16 protein-coding genes are annotated in these 17,261 nt (G+C 73.6%); 7 read left to right on the top strand and 9 right to left on the bottom strand.

Features of this window, described 5'->3' with window-relative positions:
- The first annotated feature begins 328 nt into the window (after positions 1 to 328).
- Complete coding sequence (locus C8046_RS05220) at positions 329 to 1,471, top strand: Hsp70 family protein (RefSeq protein WP_199224396.1); 1,143 nt, start codon at positions 329 to 331, stop codon at positions 1,469 to 1,471.
- A 72-nt stretch (positions 1,472 to 1,543) separates the two neighbouring features.
- On the opposite strand, the gene C8046_RS05215 is transcribed toward C8046_RS05220, so the two are convergent.
- From C8046_RS05215 to C8046_RS05200, 4 genes are all read right to left on the bottom strand, one after another.
- The gene (locus C8046_RS05215; RefSeq protein WP_109228539.1) at positions 1,544 to 3,094 is read right to left on the bottom strand and encodes an SDR family oxidoreductase; all 1,551 of its coding nucleotides are present in this window, start codon (positions 3,092 to 3,094) and stop codon (positions 1,544 to 1,546) included.
- A 79-nt stretch (positions 3,095 to 3,173) separates the two neighbouring features.
- Positions 3,174 to 3,782 (bottom strand): DUF4126 domain-containing protein, encoded by a 609-nt coding sequence (locus C8046_RS05210; RefSeq protein ID WP_109230757.1) that lies wholly within the window; start codon positions 3,780 to 3,782, stop codon positions 3,174 to 3,176.
- Between the two features lie 16 nt (positions 3,783 to 3,798).
- Entirely contained in the window at positions 3,799 to 4,719 is a 921-nt protein-coding gene (locus C8046_RS05205; protein WP_199224395.1) for an acyl-CoA thioesterase, read from the bottom strand.
- Positions 4,716 to 5,192, bottom strand: coding sequence for a globin (locus tag C8046_RS05200; RefSeq protein ID WP_328587580.1), 477 nt, complete (start codon positions 5,190 to 5,192; stop codon positions 4,716 to 4,718). The genes C8046_RS05205 and C8046_RS05200 overlap by 4 nt, the downstream gene beginning before the upstream one ends.
- A 146-nt stretch (positions 5,193 to 5,338) precedes the next feature.
- On the opposite strand from C8046_RS05200, the gene C8046_RS05195 reads away from it, so the two are divergent.
- Complete coding sequence (locus C8046_RS05195; protein ID WP_109228537.1) at positions 5,339 to 5,569, top strand: glucose PTS transporter subunit EIIB; 231 nt, start codon at positions 5,339 to 5,341, stop codon at positions 5,567 to 5,569.
- 412 nt (positions 5,570 to 5,981) lie between these two features.
- Here C8046_RS05195 and C8046_RS05190 read toward each other — a convergent pair whose 3' ends face one another.
- Positions 5,982 to 6,845 (bottom strand): mechanosensitive ion channel family protein, encoded by an 864-nt coding sequence (locus C8046_RS05190; protein WP_109228536.1) that lies wholly within the window; start codon positions 6,843 to 6,845, stop codon positions 5,982 to 5,984.
- A 110-nt stretch (positions 6,846 to 6,955) separates the two neighbouring features.
- On the opposite strand from C8046_RS05190, the gene malQ reads away from it, so the two are divergent.
- Together malQ and C8046_RS05180 are read left to right on the top strand one after the other, a co-directional pair.
- Positions 6,956 to 9,154 carry a 4-alpha-glucanotransferase gene (malQ, locus tag C8046_RS05185; protein WP_109228535.1) on the top strand — a complete coding sequence of 733 codons (2,199 nt, stop codon included), beginning with the start codon at positions 6,956 to 6,958 and terminating at the stop codon, positions 9,152 to 9,154.
- Positions 9,147 to 9,617 carry a PTS sugar transporter subunit IIA gene (locus C8046_RS05180; RefSeq protein WP_109228534.1) on the top strand — a complete coding sequence of 157 codons (471 nt, stop codon included), beginning with the start codon at positions 9,147 to 9,149 and terminating at the stop codon, positions 9,615 to 9,617. Before malQ ends, C8046_RS05180 begins: the two co-directional genes overlap by 8 nt.
- Positions 9,618 to 9,726: 109 nt before the next feature.
- On the opposite strand, the gene pepN is transcribed toward C8046_RS05180, so the two are convergent.
- From pepN to C8046_RS05160, 4 genes are all read right to left on the bottom strand, one after another.
- Positions 9,727 to 12,309: an aminopeptidase N gene (pepN, locus tag C8046_RS05175; protein ID WP_109228533.1), complete on the bottom strand. Its 2,583-nt coding sequence runs from the start codon at positions 12,307 to 12,309 to the stop codon at positions 9,727 to 9,729.
- An 89-nt stretch (positions 12,310 to 12,398) separates the two neighbouring features.
- Positions 12,399 to 13,667: an ArgE/DapE family deacylase gene (locus C8046_RS05170; RefSeq protein WP_109228532.1), complete on the bottom strand. Its 1,269-nt coding sequence runs from the start codon at positions 13,665 to 13,667 to the stop codon at positions 12,399 to 12,401.
- A 135-nt stretch (positions 13,668 to 13,802) separates the two neighbouring features.
- Entirely contained in the window at positions 13,803 to 14,435 is a 633-nt protein-coding gene (locus C8046_RS05165; RefSeq protein ID WP_109228531.1) for an alpha/beta hydrolase, read from the bottom strand.
- A 9-nt stretch (positions 14,436 to 14,444) separates the two neighbouring features.
- On the bottom strand, positions 14,445 to 15,305 hold the full coding sequence (locus C8046_RS05160; protein ID WP_109228530.1) for a VOC family protein: 861 nt from the start codon (positions 15,303 to 15,305) through the stop codon (positions 14,445 to 14,447).
- 85 nt (positions 15,306 to 15,390) lie between these two features.
- On the opposite strand from C8046_RS05160, the gene C8046_RS05155 reads away from it, so the two are divergent.
- The 3 genes from C8046_RS05155 to C8046_RS05145 all read left to right on the top strand — a co-directional run bounded on the left by C8046_RS05155 (position 15,391) and on the right by C8046_RS05145 (position 17,215).
- On the top strand, positions 15,391 to 15,879 hold the full coding sequence (locus C8046_RS05155; protein ID WP_109228529.1) for a MarR family winged helix-turn-helix transcriptional regulator: 489 nt from the start codon (positions 15,391 to 15,393) through the stop codon (positions 15,877 to 15,879).
- Between the two features lie 97 nt (positions 15,880 to 15,976).
- The gene (locus C8046_RS05150) at positions 15,977 to 16,600 is read left to right on the top strand and encodes a DsbA family protein (protein ID WP_109228528.1); all 624 of its coding nucleotides are present in this window, start codon (positions 15,977 to 15,979) and stop codon (positions 16,598 to 16,600) included.
- Positions 16,601 to 16,918: 318 nt separating this feature from the next.
- Positions 16,919 to 17,215: a hypothetical protein gene (locus C8046_RS05145; RefSeq protein WP_109228527.1), complete on the top strand. Its 297-nt coding sequence runs from the start codon at positions 16,919 to 16,921 to the stop codon at positions 17,213 to 17,215.
- Positions 17,216 to 17,261 lie beyond the last annotated feature (46 nt).

The following is a 17,261-nucleotide window of genomic DNA, read 5'->3' as shown; positions in this document are numbered from 1 at the left end:
GGACGGTCGTCGCCAGGGTCGATCGCGGCAACTACCCGGTCGTCACGATCGCCGACCAGGTGGGCGACCAGCACGAGTACGTGCCGACGATCGCCGCCCTGCTGGAGGACGAGATCGTGTTCGGCTACCGCGCCCTCGAGGCGGCGGAGTCCGGAGCCGGCGTGCTCCGCTCGTTCAAGCGCGTCCTCGGCGAGCCCGCGACCACGCACCTGACCCCGATCGACATCGGCGGCCGGAGCGTGACGGCGCTCGACCTCGTGACCGGGTTCCTCGCCGACCTCCGGCTGGCGATCCTGGACTCCCTGGGGAGGAGGGCGCGCGCGACGAGGTGCTCGAGGCCGTCGTCTCCGTGCCCGCGCACGCCCACACCGCCCAGCGCTTCCTCACCATCGAGGCCTTCCGCCGCGCCGGATTCCACGTGCTCTCGCTCGTCAACGAGCCCTCCGCGGCCGGGTTCGAGTACACCCACCGCCAGCCGCGCACGCTGTCCTCGAAGCGCACGGAGGTGCTCGTCTACGACCTCGGTGGCGGCACGTTCGACGCCTCGCTCGTGCGGGCCGAGGGCGTGCACCACGAGGTGCTCGACTCGGTCGGTGTGAACCGGCTCGGCGGCGACGACATCGACCAGATCCTCGCGGAGACGGCCGTGCGGCTCGCGGGCGACGACGGCGTCGCGATCGGTCGCGCGCAGTGGCGCCAGCTGCTCGAGGACAGCCGCGAGGCCAAGGAACGCCTGACCCCGCAGACCCGCCGGATCGTGCTCGACGTCGGCGAGAGGGCCGTGATCGTGCCCGTGGACGAGTTCTACGCGGCGGCGACACCGGTGGTCGAGGCGTCGATCGCCGCGATGGAACCGCTGGTGGGCCGGCTCGACGGCGGGGTGGACGGGTCCTCCGACGCCGCCGGTACCGCGCTCGCGTCGGTCGCGGGGATCTACCTCGTCGGCGGCGGCTCGAGCCTGCCGCTCGTGCCCCGACTGCTGCGCGAGCGCTTCGGGCGCCGCGTCTACCGCTCGCCCTACCCGGCCGCGGCGACGGCCATCGGGCTCGCCATCGCCGCCGACCCCGACTCCGGCTTCACGTTGCACGACACGCTGTCCCGCGGGTTCGGGGTCTTCCGGGAGCGCGACGGCGGGGCAGCCCTCGGCTTCGACGAGATCCTGCCGCGCACGGCCCGGCTCCCGCAGTCCGGCAGCAGCACCGTGGTGCGCCGCTACCGCGCCGCCCACAACATCGGCTGGTACCGGTTCGTGGAGTACACGGCGCTCGACGACGACGGCCGCCCCGCCGGCGCGATCGTCCCGTTCGCGGAGCTGCTGTTCCCGTTCGACCCCGCCCTGCAGGGCGAGGCGGGCGACGCCGTGGCGGGCGGGGGCTGGGCGACCTGGCCGGCGTCGCCGTCGAGCGCCACGACGCCGACCACGAGATCGAGGAGAGCTACACGCTCGACGCCGACGGCGTGGTCCGCCTGACGATCACGGACCTCACCTCGGGCTACCGGCGCGCGTTCAGCCTCTGACGCCGGCCGCGCCAGAGGTGGCCGGTCAGCCGCCCTTGACGACCTCGTCGACCGCCTTCTCGGCGTCGGCGGGACCCACGCCGTCGCCGTCGTCGGTCCCGGACCGCTGCGCGACCTTCGCGGCCTCGCCGATCCCCTCGATCATCTGGCTGAAGATCAGCGGGTGGAACGGCACGAGCGAGAACCAGTAGGCCTGCCCCGCCAGTCCCTTGGGCTGGAACAGCGCGCGCTGCGTGATGCGGGTGCCGTCCCCGTGCGGCTCGAGCCGGAACTCGAGCCAGGCGCGGCCGGGCAGCTTCATCTCGGCGCGCAGCCGCAGCATCTCGCCGGGCGTCACGTCCTCGACGCGCCAGACGTCCACGACGTCGTTCAGGGACAACCGGCTCGACGACCGGCGTCCGCGGCGCAGACCGGGTCCGCCGACGAGGCGGTCGAGGATCCCGCGGACGCGCCACGCGAGCGGCCACGAGTACCAGCCGGACTCGCCGCCGATGGCCTGCAGGACGTCGAACACGGTGTCGGGGGAGGCCTCGACGTCGAGCGTGCGAACGTCCTCGAGCTCCGAGCCGCCCGCCCACGCGGGGTCGCCGGCCTGGCTCTGACCCGGGTCCGCGCGCCAGGCGTCGGACCAGCGGGTCTCGACGGCGTCGCCCTCGATCTTCGCCAGCGCGAGCTCGACGGCGCGGTCGAAGCCGGTCAGGCCCTCGGGCGGGTCGGGGACGTAGGCCTTGATGTCGTGCTCGCGTGCGACCACCTCGTGCACCAGCGAGCCGACCAGCGGCTTGGCGATCGAAGAGGGGACCGGTGTCACGATGCCGACCCAGTGGCTCGACAGCCACGGGGTCAGGACGGGGACCGGGATGATCGTGCGCCGCGGGAGACCGGCGATCTTCGCGTACCGGTGCATCATCTGCCGGTAGGTGAGGACCTCGGGGCCACCGATGTCGAACGTGCGTGAGACGTCCGGCGGGATGTCGGCGGCGCCGACGAGGTAGCGCAGCACGTCCCGCACGGCGATCGGCTGGATGCGGTTCTCGACCCAGCGGGGCGCGATCATCGCCGGCAGACGCTCCGTGATGTAGCGCATCATCTCGAACGAGGCGGAGCCGGAGCCGAGGATGACCGCGGCCTGGAGCGCCGCCGTCGGAACGCCGGAGGCGAGCAGGATGTCGCCGATCTCGCGGCGTGACTCCAGGTGCAGCGACAGCTCGCCCGGCTCGGCCTCGGGGTGCATCCCGCCGAGGTAGACGATGCGCTTCACGCCCGCCTCGCGCGCTGCCTGGGCGAACGTCAGCGCGGTGCGCCGGTCCCGGGCCGCGAACGTCGAGTCGGCCGAGAGGGAGTGCACGAGGTAGTAGACGACGTCGACGCCGTCGAGCGCGGCGCGGGTCGCCTCCGCATCCGTGAGGTCGGCCTCGGCGACGTCGATCTCGGAGCGCCAGGGGCGGTCGCGCAGGCGACCGGGGTTGCGGGCGATCCCGCGGACGGAGAAGCCGGCGCGCAGGAGCTCGGGGACGAGGCGGCCCCCGACGTAGCCCGTGACTCCCGTGACGGCGGCGACGCGTGTGGTGGTCATCCCTCCAGCATGCGCCCGCGCACCTCAGATGTCTCGGATCCTCTCGCCGGGTGCCCGGCGGGGACGCCCGCGGCCCGGGTCAGCGAGGGGCGGATCGGGGGCGCGCGACGGCCCGCGAGCGACGCCGTCGGCGCAGCAGCACGACGCCCGCCCCCACCACGCCCCCGAGCAGCACGAGCACGAGCACCGGCAGCAGGATCGCGGCGGCGACGAGCGAGAGGCTGGTGGCGTCCTCGACCGTCGAGAGCACCGGGGCCGAGACGCCGGCGGTCGCGACGTTCGCCACCGGGCGCACGCCCGCCTTGGTCAGGTGCACCACGAGGGCGACGACGACGCCGATCACCACCGGGATCCAGCGGCCGTCGGCGAACATCGCGCCGGGATCGCTCACGGCCACCGTCTCCGTGCCGACGCCCGAGGCGAACACGATCCCGCCGGAGGCCGGCCGCACGAGGGTCTGCACGACGTCGTTGACCGAGTCGACCGCGGGGATCTTGTCCGCGACGACGTCGACCACGCACAGCACGCCGAGCACGATCAGCAGCCACGGGTTCTCGAGCCAGGCCCATCCGGCCGGCAGCGTGACGACGTCCGTGAACCGTCCGAGCAGGCCGAGCGCCAGCAGCGGGACGTAGGCGTTCAGCCCTGACGCCGAGGCCAGGCCGAGACCGGTGAGGAGTTCGAGCACGGCGCCACTGTAGGGCTCAGGCCGGCGGCGCCTCACCCTTCGGACGACGACGGCGGACCATGCCCTCCTGGGCGATGCTCGCCACGAGGTGACCCGCCCGGTCGTACACGCGCGCGGTCCCCAGCCCACGGCCGCCCTGCGCCGCGGGGGAGTCCTGCACGAACAGCAGCCACTGCGTGACGTCGACGTCGCGGTGCCACCACGTGGCGTGGTCGATGCTCGCCATCAGGAGACCCGGCGTCGTCCACGCGAGCTCGTGCTCGCGCAGGACCGGCTCGAGCATCGCCTGGTCGCACGCGTAGACCAGCAGCGCGGCGCGCAGGTTGCGGTCCGCCGCCGCCGGCATCTCGCCGTGCGCGCGGATCCACATCGCCTGACGCGTCCCGGGCTCGGGGTCCGGGCCGAGGTAGAGCTGCGGCTCGACGTGGCGCACGTCGAAGGCCGTCTTCGGCGCGAGGTACTGCCGGGCCACCTCGGCGGAGGAGCGGAAGATCGCGTCCGAGCTCGGCAGCCCCTCGGGGCCCGGCACGTCCGGCGGCATCGGGGTGGCGTGCTCGAAGCCCTCCTGCACCTCCTGGAAGGAGGCGATGAGCGAGAGGATCGGCACGCCGTCCTGCAGCGCGTGGGTGCGTCGGGCGGAGAAGGATCCGCCGTCGTGCAGCTCCTCGACGGCGAACGTCAGTGCGGCGTCGAGGTTGCCCGGCCGCAGGAAGTAGCCGTGCACCGAGTGCGCGAAGCGGTCGGCCGGCACGGTCCGACCGGCCGCGACGATCGCCTGGCCGAAGACCTGACCGCCGTAGATCCGACGGTTGAAGTGCGGGAGGGAGCCGCCCGAGTACGTCAGCGGCCCGACCTCCGTCAGGTCGAAGATGTCGAGGATTGAGGCGAAGACCTCGTGGCCGGCGGGGACGCCGTCGAGCTCGGGGTGCGCGCTCACAGGAGGCTCCCGCCGCGCGGGGGAGCGAGCGGGGACGGGCGATCGTCGCCGTCGGGCCCCGGGTCCCCCGAGGCGTTGACCATCGCGTGCGCGGCGCGCTCGAGGTAGTCCCACAGGGTCGCCTCGTGGAGGGGCGGGAGGTCGAGCGACAGCAGCGCCGCGCGCATGTGGGCGAGCCAGCGGTCGCGTGCGGCGGGCGTCACCTCGAAGGGGGCGTGGCGCATCCGCAGCCGCGGGTGCCCGCGCTGCGCGGAGTAGGTGGTCGGACCACCCCAGTACTGCTCGAGGAACGCCTCGAGCCGCCACTGCGCGCCCTCGAGGTCCGCCTCCGGGTACATCGGCGCGAGGAGGTCGTCCTCGCGGACGCCGTCGTAGAACCGTTGCGTCAGCAGGGCGAAGGTCTCGTGCCCACCCACCTCGTCGTAGAAGGTCGCGGCAGGCTTGGGGAAGGCGGGTCCGGGCGTCACGGTCACCCGTCGATGGTAGTTCGCACCTCGCGGGGTGCTCCGCGCCTCGGGCGTTCGTGCGCCGGGTGGCTCGGCGTCGGTACAGTGGCCCAGGTCACGGTGGGCGCGGAGTCGCGAAGCCGTGGCTCTCGACCCACTACCAGGAGGCATGGATGTCCAAGGAGCTGGAGTTCCTGGCGGATCTCGGCGGTTCGGCGAACATTCTCGAGGTGGAGCCCTGCATCACGCGGCTCCGCGTCGAGGTCGCCGACCCGGCGCTCGTCGACGACGCGGCGCTCAAGTCGCACGGTGCCTTCGGCGTCGTGCGATCGGGCAACGTCGTGCAGGTCGTCGTCGGCCCGGAGGCCGACGACCTCGCTGCGCGGCTCGACGCGCTTCGCTGATCCACCCGCAGCACCCGCAGTCGCCGAAGGGGCGACGACGCCAGACCGGCGTCGTCGCCCCTTCGGCGTTGCTGCGTCGCGCCCCTCGGGCCCGGCCGCGCCCTTGTGGTCGTCGGGGTCCTGGTGCCGCGCCCTTGTGGTCGCGGATCGCGCGGATTCGCGACCACGAGGGCGCGGTCGTGCGGAGGGGCGACCCCAAGGGCGCGGTCGCGCACGTGTGTCCTGACCGTGCCCTTGTGGTCGTTGGGGTCGTGGTGCCGCGTCCTTGTGGTCGCGGATCGCGCTGACTCGCGACCACGAGGGCGCGCTGGCGTGGAGGGGGCGCCCACGAGGGCGCGGTCGCGCGGAGGGGGCGACCACAAGGGCGCGGTCGCGCGGTCGAACCTGCGCCCGCGCACGTGGCGCCGGACCCTCAGGCGAGCTTGATCCCCCGGCTGGTGAACTCCGCGTAGAGGCGACGGCGCAGCACCGACGCCACCCGCTGGTTCTGTCCGGGCTGGGCGTGCGCGCGCACCTGGAGCACGGCCGACGTCGCGGAGATGTCGCTCACGCGGACGGTCGGCGGACGGTCGGGCAGCACCGCGTCGGCGAGGGACGGCTCGGCCAGCACCGACGTCACGAGGTCCTGGACGAGGTCCCGCGCCTCGCTGATCTCGGTCTCGGGGGCGAGGGCCACGTCGACGACGGCGAGCGACCAGCCCTGCGACTCGTTCGCGACCCGCAGGATCTGGCCGTTGCGGACGTACCAGAGCCGGCCGTCGTCGTCGCGCAGGGTGGTCACGCGCAGCCCGACCTCCTCGATCGTCCCGTTCGCGAGGGTGCTGCCGAGCGCCCCGAGCTCGACCCGGTCGCCGACGTTGTACTGGTTCTCGACCAGCATGAACAGGCCCGCCAGGAGGTCCGAGACCAGCGACTGGGCACCGAACGCGAGGGCGACGCCGACCACGCCGGCCGAAGCGATGAGCGGAGCGATGTCGACGCCGAACTCCGACAGGACCATCGAGACGACCACGACGGCCACCACGACGGTGATGACCGAGGCGAGCAGCTGGTGCAGAGTCTTGAGCCGACGGACGCGCGCGTGGTCGTCGGGGACTGACCCGAGCGTGACGGTGAACCTGCCGGACGTGTCGACGGTCGGCAGCGGTGCCCGGCTCAGCCGACGCACGATCCGGCCCAGCACCCACCGTGCGACCACCACCGTCACCGCGCCGATCGCGATGATGATGCCGGCCCGCAGGGGTGCCCCGGAGAGGTAGTCGATCGTCGAGCTCACGTCGGTAGGGTCCACGCGCCCAGGTTACGTGCGGCGCGCCTGCGGAGTCTGGGAGCCCGGGACGCGCACGGTCTGGCAGGATCGACGGAGCTCGTGAGAAAGGGACACCCATGACCAGCGACGACTCGCAGAGCCCGGACGTCCCGTCCGAGGCCCTGGTCGCCCTCGCCGCCTCGTACGGCATCGCCACCGAGTACTACTCCTTCTTCGGCGACCTCGTGCACGTCCCCGCCGCGACGCTCCGCGCCGTGCTCGGCGCGATGGGGGTCGCCACGTTCACCCCCGACCAGGTCGACGCCTCGCTCGCCGAGGCGGAGCTGGCGCCCTGGCGCGCGCTCGTGCCGCCGTCGCTCGTGATCCGCCTCGGCGCCGAGGCCCCGGTGAACCTGCACGTCGCTGACGGCCACGACGTCGCCGTCGTGCTCCACCTCGAGGACGGGACGACGCGCGAGCTGGTGGTTCCCGACCAGGAGCCCGAGAGCCGGGCCGTCGACGGCGTCACCACCTGGCGCCTCACCGTGCACCTGCCCGACGACGTCCCCCTCGGCTGGCACGAGCTCCGCGCCACCCAGCGCGCCGCCGGCTCCGGCGGCCACAGCGGACGGGGCGTCGACCGCGACGCCGTCTGCGTGCTCGCCGTCACCCCCGAGCGTCTCGACGTCACCCCGCTGCGGCCCGGGTACGGCGACCGCGCCTGGGGCCTCATGGCCCAGATGTACTCCGTCCGATCGAAGGCGTCCTGGGGCATCGGTGACTTCGCCGACCTCGGTGACCTCGCCGACATCGCGGGCGACCGCGGCGCGGACTTCCTCCTGATCAACCCGATCCACGCCGCCGAGGTCGTGGGGCGCATCGAGCCCTCGCCGTACCTGCCGGCGACGCGGCGCTTCGTCTCGCCGCTCTACATCCGTCCCGAGGACGTGCGCGAGGCCGCCTACCTGCCCAGCAGCCAGCGCGCCCTGGTCGAGTGGAGCCACGACAGCGTCAGCGACTCCAACACCGACCCCGACCGGCTCGACCGCGACGCCGCGTGGGCCGCGAAGAAGGCCGCCCTCGAGGTGCTCTTCCGCGCCCCGCGCTCGGCCGGGCGCCAGCGCTCCTACGAGGGGTTCGTCGCCCGCGAGGGCCGCAGCCTGGCCGACTTCGCGCTCTGGTGCGCGATCGAGGAGCACTACGAGGGGACGATGCGCCCCGAGGCGGCCGACGACGCGACCAGCGACCTCGTCGCCCAGCTGCGCCGCGACCTCGCCGACCGGGTGGACTTCTACTCCTGGCTGCAGTGGGTGGCCGACGAGCAGCTGGCGGCCGCCCAGGCGGCCGGCCTCGCCGCCGGCATGAAGATCGGGATCATGCACGACCTCGCGGTGGGCGTGCACCCCTCCGGCGCCGACTCCTGGTCGATGCGCCGGATGTTCGCGCCCGGGATCTCCGTCGGCGCCCCGCCGGACATGTACAACCAGCAGGGCCAGGACTGGTCGCAGCCGCCGTGGCGGCCCGACGCGCTCGCCCGCTCGGGCTACGCGCCGCTGCGCGACATGATCCGCGGCCTGCTCCGCAACGCCGGCGCCCTGCGGATCGACCACATCATCGGCTTCTTCCGGCTCTGGTGGATCCCGGCCGGTCTCGGCGCCGCCGCCGGCACGTACGTGCGCTACGACCACGAGGCGATGATCGGCGTCCTGGCGCTCGAGGCGCACCGGGCCGGCGCCGTCGTGATCGGTGAGGACCTCGGCAACGTCGAGCCGTGGGTGCGCGACTACCTCTCCTCGCGCGGTGTGCTCGGCACGTCCGTGCTGTGGTTCGAGTACGACGGCGACCGCCCGACCGCGCCCGAGCACTACCGCCGGCTCCTGCTGGCCACGGTCAACACCCACGACCTGCCGCCGACCGCCGGCTACCTCGCCGGCGAGCACGTCGACCTGCGCGCGCGCCTGGGACTGCTCACGGAGCCGGTGGAGCAGGTGCGGGCGGGCGCCGAGCGCGAGCGCGCCGTCATGCTCGGGATGCTGCGCGACCGCGGGCTCATCGGGGAGCACCCGACCGAGCGCGAGATCGTCGAGGCCCTGCACCTGTACCTGATCGCGTCGGACTCGGTGCTGTTCGGCGTCGCGCTGGTGGACGCGGTGGGGGAGCGGCGGGCGCAGAACCAGCCCGGCACCAACACCGAGTACCCCAACTGGCAGATCCCGCTGGCCGACTCGGCCGGCAACGCCATCCTCATGGAGGACCTCGCCCAGGTGAGCCGGTTCGACTCGCTGACCTCCGTCGTCGACACCGCGATGCGGCGCGTCGCGGACGAGCGTGGCTGAGCTCCTGCTGCTGGCGCCGTTCGACGGCGCGGTCCTCGCGCTGGGGGACGTCCCGGACGAGGTGTTCGCCTCGGCGATGATGGGGCCGGGTCTCGCGCTCGTGCCCGACGGCGACGCGCACCTCCTCGAGGTCCTCTCGCCGTGCGACGGCACGATCGCCAAGATGCACCCGCACGCCGCGGCCCTCGAGGCCACCGGCGGGCTCGGGGTGCTCCTGCACCTCGGCATCGACACCGTGGGCCTGACGGGCGAGGGCTTCACCGTGCACGCGGCCGACGGCGACGTCGTGCGCGCCGGCCAGGCGCTCGTCACCTGGGACCTCGCTGTCGCCCGCGCCGCGGGCCTGAGCCTCGTGAGCCCCGTCGTGGCGATGCAGGCGGACCCGGCGCACGTGCGTGCGCTGGTCGAGCCCGGGACGCGGGTCGCGGCCGGGACGCCGGTGCTCGCCGTCGCGATCGGCTGAGCCGCCCGGCCCGACCGACCACCGCCCGACCGACCACCGCCCCGACCACCCCCGAACGCCGCACGGGCGGCGCCCCGGAGGACGCCGCCCGTGCGATCGGAACCGCTGCTCAGCCGTGGTCGCGGTCGACCTGCTGCACCTCCAGCGCGCGGCGCACGCCGTCGGCGGCCTCGATCACGAGCCGGCGCAGCGCCGGCGTCCGGTCCCCGAGCTGGGCGAGCCACGCGTCGGTGAGCGCGACGACGTCGACGCCGTGGCTGGTGTCGATGTCGGCGAGCCAGGACGGGTACAGGAACGTCACGACGTTCTGCGCCATCTCGTTGGTCCGATCCGCCCACACGGTCTCGAGCGCCGCGAAGTAGCGCTCCGCGAACGGCACGGTCAGCGACCGGTCGTGCGTGCGGGAGAACCCGAGCACCGTGGCCATCTGCAGGGCGTTCGGGAGCTCGTCGGCGTCGACCACCGTCGCCCACACCCTCTCCTTGGCCTCGGCCGTCGCGATCGCGGCCCGGGCCCCGGCGGCGGCGCGCTCGCCGCTGGCGGTCGCGTCCCGTGTCAGCTCGGCGGCGATCTCGGCCTCGCCGGCCGCGCCGCCGGCGACGAGCGCCGTGAGCAGCTCCCACCGCAGGTCGACGTCGATCGCGAGGCCCTCGACGTCCAGCGATCCGTCGCGCAGGGCGGTCAGGCGGTCCAGCTGCTCGGCCGTGCGGGCCCGCAGGGCGTACGCCTTGGCGAACTGCAGCTGCGCGTCGGAGCCGGGGGCGGCCGCCGTCGTGAGCTCCCACAGCCGATCGGCCGCGTGCTCGCCGACCTGGCCGCGCACGGCCGGGTCCACGAGCTCGCCGATGGTCTGGTTGAGCTGGCGCAGCAGCACCATGACGACGGAGGAGTCGGTCTCGGCGTCGATGTTGCCCAGCACGAGGTCCACGAAGCTGCGGGCCGGCCACTCGCCGTCGCGCGTCATGTCCCACGCGGCGCCCCACACCAGGGTGCGGGCGAGGGAGTCGGTGAAGCCGCGCAGCGAGGACAGCGCCGTGGCGAGCGAGACGTCGTCGAGGCGGATCTTCGCGTAGGCGAGGTCGCCGTCGTTGACGAGCAGGAGGTCGGGGGCGACCTCGCCGGTCCACTGCGGCACCTCGGTGCGCGCGCCGTCGACGTCGAGCTCGAGGTGCAGCCGGCGGACCAGCGTGCCGTCGACGACGTCGTAGCCCGCCACCGCGAGCCGGTGCGGCCGCAGCGTGGGCCAGGCCTCGGGGGCCTCCTGGGCGATCGCGAGCGAGGCGATGCGGCGCACGCCGTCGTCACCCGTCTCGACCTGCAGGTCGGGGCGCAGCAGCGTGACGCCGGCCTTCTCCAACCACTGGGCGCTCCAGCCGGACAGGTCGCGGCCGGAGGTGCGCTCGAGCTCGCGCAGCAGGTCGACGAGCTCGGTGTTGGAGTGCGCGTGCGCCTTGAAGTAGGCGGCGACGCCGGCGAGGAACTCCTCCTGCCCGACCCACGCCACGAGCTGGCGCAGCACCGAGGCGCCCTTGGCGTAGGTGATGCCGTCGAAGTTGACCTCGACGTCCTCGAGGTCGTTGATCTCCGCCACGATCGGGTGCGTGGAGGGCAGCTGGTCCTGCTTGTACGCCCAGGACTTCTCGAGCGAGGAGAACGTCGTCCAGGCGGAGGTCCAGCGCGTGGCCTCGGCCGTCGCCAGCGTCGAGGCGTACTCGGCGAAGGACTCGTTCAGCCAGAGGTCGTTCCACCACCTCATCGTCACCAGGTCGCCGAACCACATGTGGGCGAGCTCGTGCAGGATCGTGACGGCGCGGCGCTCGACCATCGCGTCGGTGACCTTGCTCCGGAAGACGTAGTTCTCCAGGAAGGTCACCGCGCCGGCGTTCTCCATCGCGCCCGCGTTGAACTCGGGCACGAAGATCTGGTCGTACTTGGGGTACGGGTAGGGGTAGTCGAACGCCTGCTCGTAGAACGCGAAGCCGCGGCGCGTGACGTCGAGGATCTCCTCGACGTCCAGGTGCTCGGCCAGGCTGGCGCGGCAGTAGACGGCGAGCGGGATCGTGCGTCCGTCGGAGCTGGTCAGCTCGCCCTCGCCGCCCGCGTACGGGCCGGCGATGATCGCCGTGACGTAGCAGGGCAGGACCACGGTGGGTTCGAACGTCCAGGTCGCGACGTCGCCCTCGCCGGCGACGGGCTCCGGCGTGGGGGAGGTGGAGATGACGCGCCAGTGGGCGGGGGCCGTGACCGTGAAGGCGAAGGTCGCCTTGAGGTCGGGCTGCTCGAAGACGGCGAACACGCGGCGGGTGTCGGCGACCTCGAACTGCGAGTAGAGGTAGACCTCGCCGTCGACGGGGTCGACGAAGCGGTGCAGACCCTCACCCGTGTGCATGTAGGCGCAGGACGCCTCGACGACGAGCTCGTTCTCGGCCGCGAGGTCGTCGAGCTGGAGGCGGGAGTCGGCGAACACCGCGTGCACGTCGAGCTCGCGCCCGTTCAGCGTGACCGTGTGCACCTGCGGCGCGATGAGGTCGATGAAGGTCGAGGCGCCGGGGGTGGCGGAGAACCGCGCGACGGTGCGCGATCCGAACACCTTCTCCCCGCGGGTCAGGTCGAGCTCGACGTCGTAGCTGTGGGTGGTGACGACGGCGGCGCGCTGCTGCGCCTCGACGCGGGTGAGGTTCTCTCCAGGCACGGGTGCTCCTTCGCGTGGGTTCGGCCCGGGTCCCAGGCCGCCGACCAGTCTTCCACGCCGCCCGTCGGCGGCGTGGACGTTCGACGGCGTCAGTGCGCCCCGCAGCGGGCGGCGGCCAGGGCGGCCAGCGCGCGGGCGACGTCGATGGTCTCGCTCAGGCGGACCTGCTCGCGCGGGGCGTGGGCGAACCGCACGTCCCCGGGGCCGTAGGTCAGGGTCGGGATGCCGCCGAGGCCGTTGTACAGACGCATGTCCGACCCGTAGGGCGCAGCCATCTCGTCCGGCCGGGGAGCCCCGGTGACCTCGGCGACGCAGTCGGCCACCTCGGCGATGAACGCGTGACCGGGCTCGATCCACCCGGAGGCGAACTGCCCGCCGGGCCAGGTGACGACCGCCGGGTGGTCGCGCAGCCAGGGGTCGCGCGTGCCGGCCGCGAGAACAGCTCGCTCGAGGGCGGCGCGCGCGTGGGCGGGGTCCTCGCCGATCCGGACGCCGAGGCGTCCCGTGACGGTCAGCAGGTCGGGCACGCTGCTGGCCCAGTCGCCCGCGTGGACGGTGCCGACCGAGATGCCGTAGGGCAGGGGGTTGCCCCGGAACCGCGGGTCGGAGCCGGCGTTGCGCTCGCGCTCCAGCTCGGCCAGCGCGCGGTGGAGCGGGAGGTAGGCATCGATCGCGCTGTAGCCGGACAGCCGCGAGCTGCCGTGCGCGGCCCGGCCGGGCACGACGATCTCGAACGTCAGGGCCCCCGCGTTGGCGGTGACGAGCCGCCCCTCCGACGGCTCGGTGATGACGGCGACGTCGCCGCGGTGCCCTCGCTGCAGCGTCGCGAAGGCGCCCAGCCCGCCGTCCTCCTCCGAGACCACGGTGTGAACGGCGAGGGGTCGCTCGAGCCGGACGCCGGAGCGGTGGATCGCGCGGGCGACGGCGAGGTTGACGGCGACGCCCGCCTTCATGTCGCACGCGCCGCGGCCGTGCAGAACGTCGCCGTCGATGCGCCCGGAGAACGGGTCGTGCGCCTCCCACCTGGCGAGGTCGCCGACGGGCACGACGTCCACGTGCCCCTGCAGCACCAGCGCCGGCAGTCCGGGCCCCGTGGTGGCGACGACGCCGTAGGCCTCGCTCCGGTCGGTCTCGTCGCCGGGGAAGGCGGGGTCCGCCCGGATGGCCTCGACGTCGATGCGCCAGAGGTCTACGTCCATCCCGGTGCGCGTCAGCGCCGTCGCCTGCCGGTGCTGGAGGTCGGACTCGGCCGCGGTCCCGGTGATGCTGGGCACCTGGATCGAGGCGACGAGGTCGGCGACGAGCTCGGCCTCGTCGAGGGCGTCGAGGACACGTCGTTGGGCGTCGTTGAGCGGCACCGGGGGAGTGTAGCCATCCCCGCACGGGTGCCGGTGGTGCCTCGATCGTGGCTCGTTCCTGCCCCGGTCGCGGCACGAATTCGGGTTCGCCGTGCTGCCCCCGAGGCGTGGCCAGAGACGTGCCTCGAGGTGCTCTCAGCGCGCGTCGAGACCCGTCAGGAACTCCCGCACGTCCACGAGCTCCTCCCCGCTCACCCCGTGCGGCAGGCCGGGGTACGACCGCTCCGTCACCGAGGTGTGGCGCGCGAGCCAGTCCGAGGTGAGAGCGGTCACCGGCGGCGGGATGATCGCGTCGGCGGTGCCGTGCCCGAAGAAGGCCGGCGGGGCGAGGGCCGCGAGCGCGGCGTCCCCGGCCTGCGCCGCCGGCATGACGAAGCCCGACAGCACCACGAGGGCGGCCAGCCGTCCGGGTTCGGTCCGCGCGACCTGGAGCGCCACGGTCGAGCCCTGGCTGAAGCCGAGGGCGACGACGTCGCGTCCGTCCGCGTGCTCGGCCAGCCACGCGAGCACGGCCTCGGCCGCGGCCTGGACGGCGGTGACGTCCGGGCTGCCGATCGTGGTGATGGGGAACCACGCCCACTGCCCGGGCCCGAGGGCGAGCGGCGCGCGCAGGAAGGCCGCGTCGCCGTCGTGCCCGAGGTGCGGCAGCAGGGCGAGCAGGTCGCCCTCGCTCGCGCCGTACCCGTGCAGCACGAGCAGCAGCGGGGCGTCCGGGTCGGCGCCGGGTCGGCGGAACGTGGCGGAGTCGTCGACGGCGAGGGGGGTCATCGCTCCAGACTAGGCAGCCGCGGCCGGCGTGAGCGCGACGGACGAGCCCCACGGGTCGGCGACGCGCAGCGTGCGCCCGTCGTCGGCGACCTCGTGGCCGTGGTGCCGCAGCCGCTCGGCCGCGGCCTCGACGTCCTCGCGGCTCGGCACCGTGATGGCGACCTCGCCGAGCCCCAGCGTGGCGGCCCGCGCCGGCGCCCCCGCGGAGTTCCAGACGTTCATCGCCATGTGGTGGTGGTAGCCGCCGGCGCTGACGAACAGGGCGCCCGGGTAGCGCGTCGTGATCTCGAAGCCGAGCGCGTCGACGAAGAAGCGCTCCGCGACGTCGAGGTCACCGACCTGCAGGTGGATGTGGCCCACGGCGGCCTCGCTGCCGGTGATCCCCGCGACGACGGACTCCTGCAGGTGGGTGGTCAGGTAGGCGTTCGGGTCGAGGTGCTCCGTCGACATGGAGATGCGGCCGTCGGGCCCGAGCCAGCCCAACCGCGGCCGGTCGCGGTAGAGCTCGATGCCGTTGCCCTCCGGGTCGGTGAAGTAGAAGGCCTCCGAGACGTGGTGGTCGGAGCTGCCGACGAAGCGCGATCGGGGGTCCTGCGCCGCCGCGAGCACGGTCGCGGCGAGCGTCGCCTCGTCGGGCAGCAGCATCGCGGTGTGGAACAGGCCCGCCTGCGACCGCGACGGCCGGGGGAGTCCGGGGGTGTGGACCAGCCGGACGACGCCTCGACCGCCCCGCCCGAGGACCACCTCGTGCCCGCTCTGGACGAGCGGTACGAGGGCCAGGGCGCTCGCGTAGTAGGACTCCATCAGCGCGAGGTCGCCCACGTGCAGGGTGAGCGTGTCCATGTGGGTGTCGGGGGCGAGCAGGTCCATGAGGTCCGTCCGTAGGAGGTAGTTGTCGCTTCAATCAATTTAGAGCGCTATAGTTGTTGAGTCAACCAAAGAGGAGCCTGACGCCATGACCACCCCCACCCCCCGCTGGCTGTCCGAGGACGAGCTGCGCGCCTGGCTGCGCCTGCTCGCTGTCGTCGAGCTGCTGCCCGGGGTGCTGGACTCGCAGCTGCGGCGGGACTCCTCCTTCACGCACTTCGAGTACCAGACGCTCGCGATGCTGTCGGAGTCCGGTGACCGCACGCTGCAGATGTCGGCGCTCGCGGACCGGACCAACGCCACGCTCCCGCGGCTCTCGCACGTGATCACGCGGCTCGCCGACCGCGGACTGGTCGAGCGCCGGGCCTGCCCGCAGGACGGTCGGGCCACCAACGTCGCGCTCACCGACGCCGGCTGGGACGCCGTCGTGGAGGCGGCTCCCGGCCACGTCGCGACGGCGCGCGCCAGCGTCATCGACGCCCTCACGCCCGAGCAGATCACCCAGGTCGCCGAGATCAGCGAGGCGGTCCTGGGGCGCCTGGACCCGGACGGCCGCATGACGGGCACCCTCGCCTGACCCGCTGCGGAGAGATCTCCTCTCCCTGCGGGCGTGGGAGGGTGGTGCACTGACAGCGCGCCGTTCCGGCGCGAATGACGACGGTCCAGGAGGACTCATGACTGCAGGCGTGACGACGAGCACCGCTCCCGAGGTCGACTTCTGGTTCGACCCGATCTGCCCGTGGGCCTGGATGACGTCGCGCTGGATCACCGACGTCGCGCAGCAGCGCGACGTCACGGTCCGCTGGCACGTGATGTCGCTGTCCGTCCTCAACGACGGCCGCGACCTGCCCGAGAGCTACCGCACCATGATGGACCGCGCGTGGGGCCCCGTCCGCGTCGCCATCGCCGCGGCCGAGCGCCACGGCGACGCCGTTCTCGGTGATCTCTACACCGCCCTCGGCACGCGGATCCACCTCGGCGAGGAGGAGTACCCGGCCGCGATCGCCGGTGCGCTCGCCGACGTCGGTCTCGAGGCCGACCTGGCCGAGGCGGCCGACAGCGACGCGTTCGACGAGAAGCTTCGCGCCTCCCACGCCGAGGGCATCGGCATGGTCGGCGAGGACGTCGGCACGCCGGTCGTGGCGATCAACGGGCGCGGCTACTTCGGCCCGGTCGTCACCCCTGCACCGAAGGGCGAGGACGCGCTGCGCCTGTTCGACGGCCTGGTGCTCCTGACCTCGGTCGACGGTCTCTACGAGCTCAAGCGGACCCGGACGTCCGGGCCGATCCTCGACTGACGAGGGGACGAGGATGACGCCGAGGACACGCGGCTGGATCATCGGCCTGGCGGTGCTCAACGCGGTGCTGCTCGTCGCGCTGGTCGTGACGATCATGGTGGCGGCCGGCGACGCCCCGGCGGCGACGAGGAGCCGGTCGCCACGGACACCGCGACGAGCGCGCCCCCGGCGACGAGCGGGACCGATGCGGCGACGGAGACGGCCCCGTCCCCGGAGGAGACCACGCCCGAGCTGGCGCCCGCCCCCGAGGGGGCGCTCGACCTGGCGGAGTTCACCCTGCCGAGCCGCAACATCACCTGCTCGCTGGACGAGGCGGGCGTGACCTGCTCGATCGCGAACGCCGAGTTCGCCCCGCCCCCGGGCGACGCGTGCGAGTGGCGCGGCCAGGTGGCCGTGCTGGGGATCGACGGCGTCACCATGCCGTGCCCCGACGCCGCCGCGCAGGCGGCGGGTGACGGTGTCCCCGTCCTGGAGTACGGCACGTCGACGACGATCGGTGCCTGGGCGTGCACGTCGAGCGAGCGCGGGGTCGAGTGCTTCTCGCGCGCGGACGGCACCGGCTTCACGCTGGCCCGCGCGGCCTTCACGAGCTACGGGCCCGGCCGCCTGGCCTGACCGGGCGCACCACCGGCGACGCACGAGCGCCCCGGTGCGGGGCTGG

Source organism: Serinibacter arcticus, assembly GCF_003121705.1.
Classification (GTDB): domain Bacteria; phylum Actinomycetota; class Actinomycetes; order Actinomycetales; family Beutenbergiaceae; genus Litorihabitans.
This window is presented reverse-complemented; position numbering and strand designations above follow the sequence as displayed.

Bases quoted from the DNA above. Each gene is read 5' to 3' on its own strand.
- C8046_RS05215 (WP_109228539.1), bottom strand. From the start codon at position 3,094: ATGACCACCACACGCGTCGCCGCCGTCACGGGAGTCACGGGCTACGTC.
- C8046_RS05195 (WP_109228537.1), top strand. From the start codon at position 5,339: ATGTCCAAGGAGCTGGAGTTCCTGGCGGATCTCGGCGGTTCGGCGAAC.
- malQ (WP_109228535.1), top strand. From the start codon at position 6,956: ATGACCAGCGACGACTCGCAGAGCCCGGACGTCCCGTCCGAGGCCCTG.
- C8046_RS05165 (WP_109228531.1), bottom strand. From the start codon at position 14,435: ATGACCCCCCTCGCCGTCGACGACTCCGCCACGTTCCGCCGACCCGGC.
- C8046_RS05160 (WP_109228530.1), bottom strand. From the start codon at position 15,305: ATGGACCTGCTCGCCCCCGACACCCACATGGACACGCTCACCCTGCAC.
- C8046_RS05155 (WP_109228529.1), top strand. From the start codon at position 15,391: ATGACCACCCCCACCCCCCGCTGGCTGTCCGAGGACGAGCTGCGCGCC.
- C8046_RS05150 (WP_109228528.1), top strand. From the start codon at position 15,977: ATGACTGCAGGCGTGACGACGAGCACCGCTCCCGAGGTCGACTTCTGG.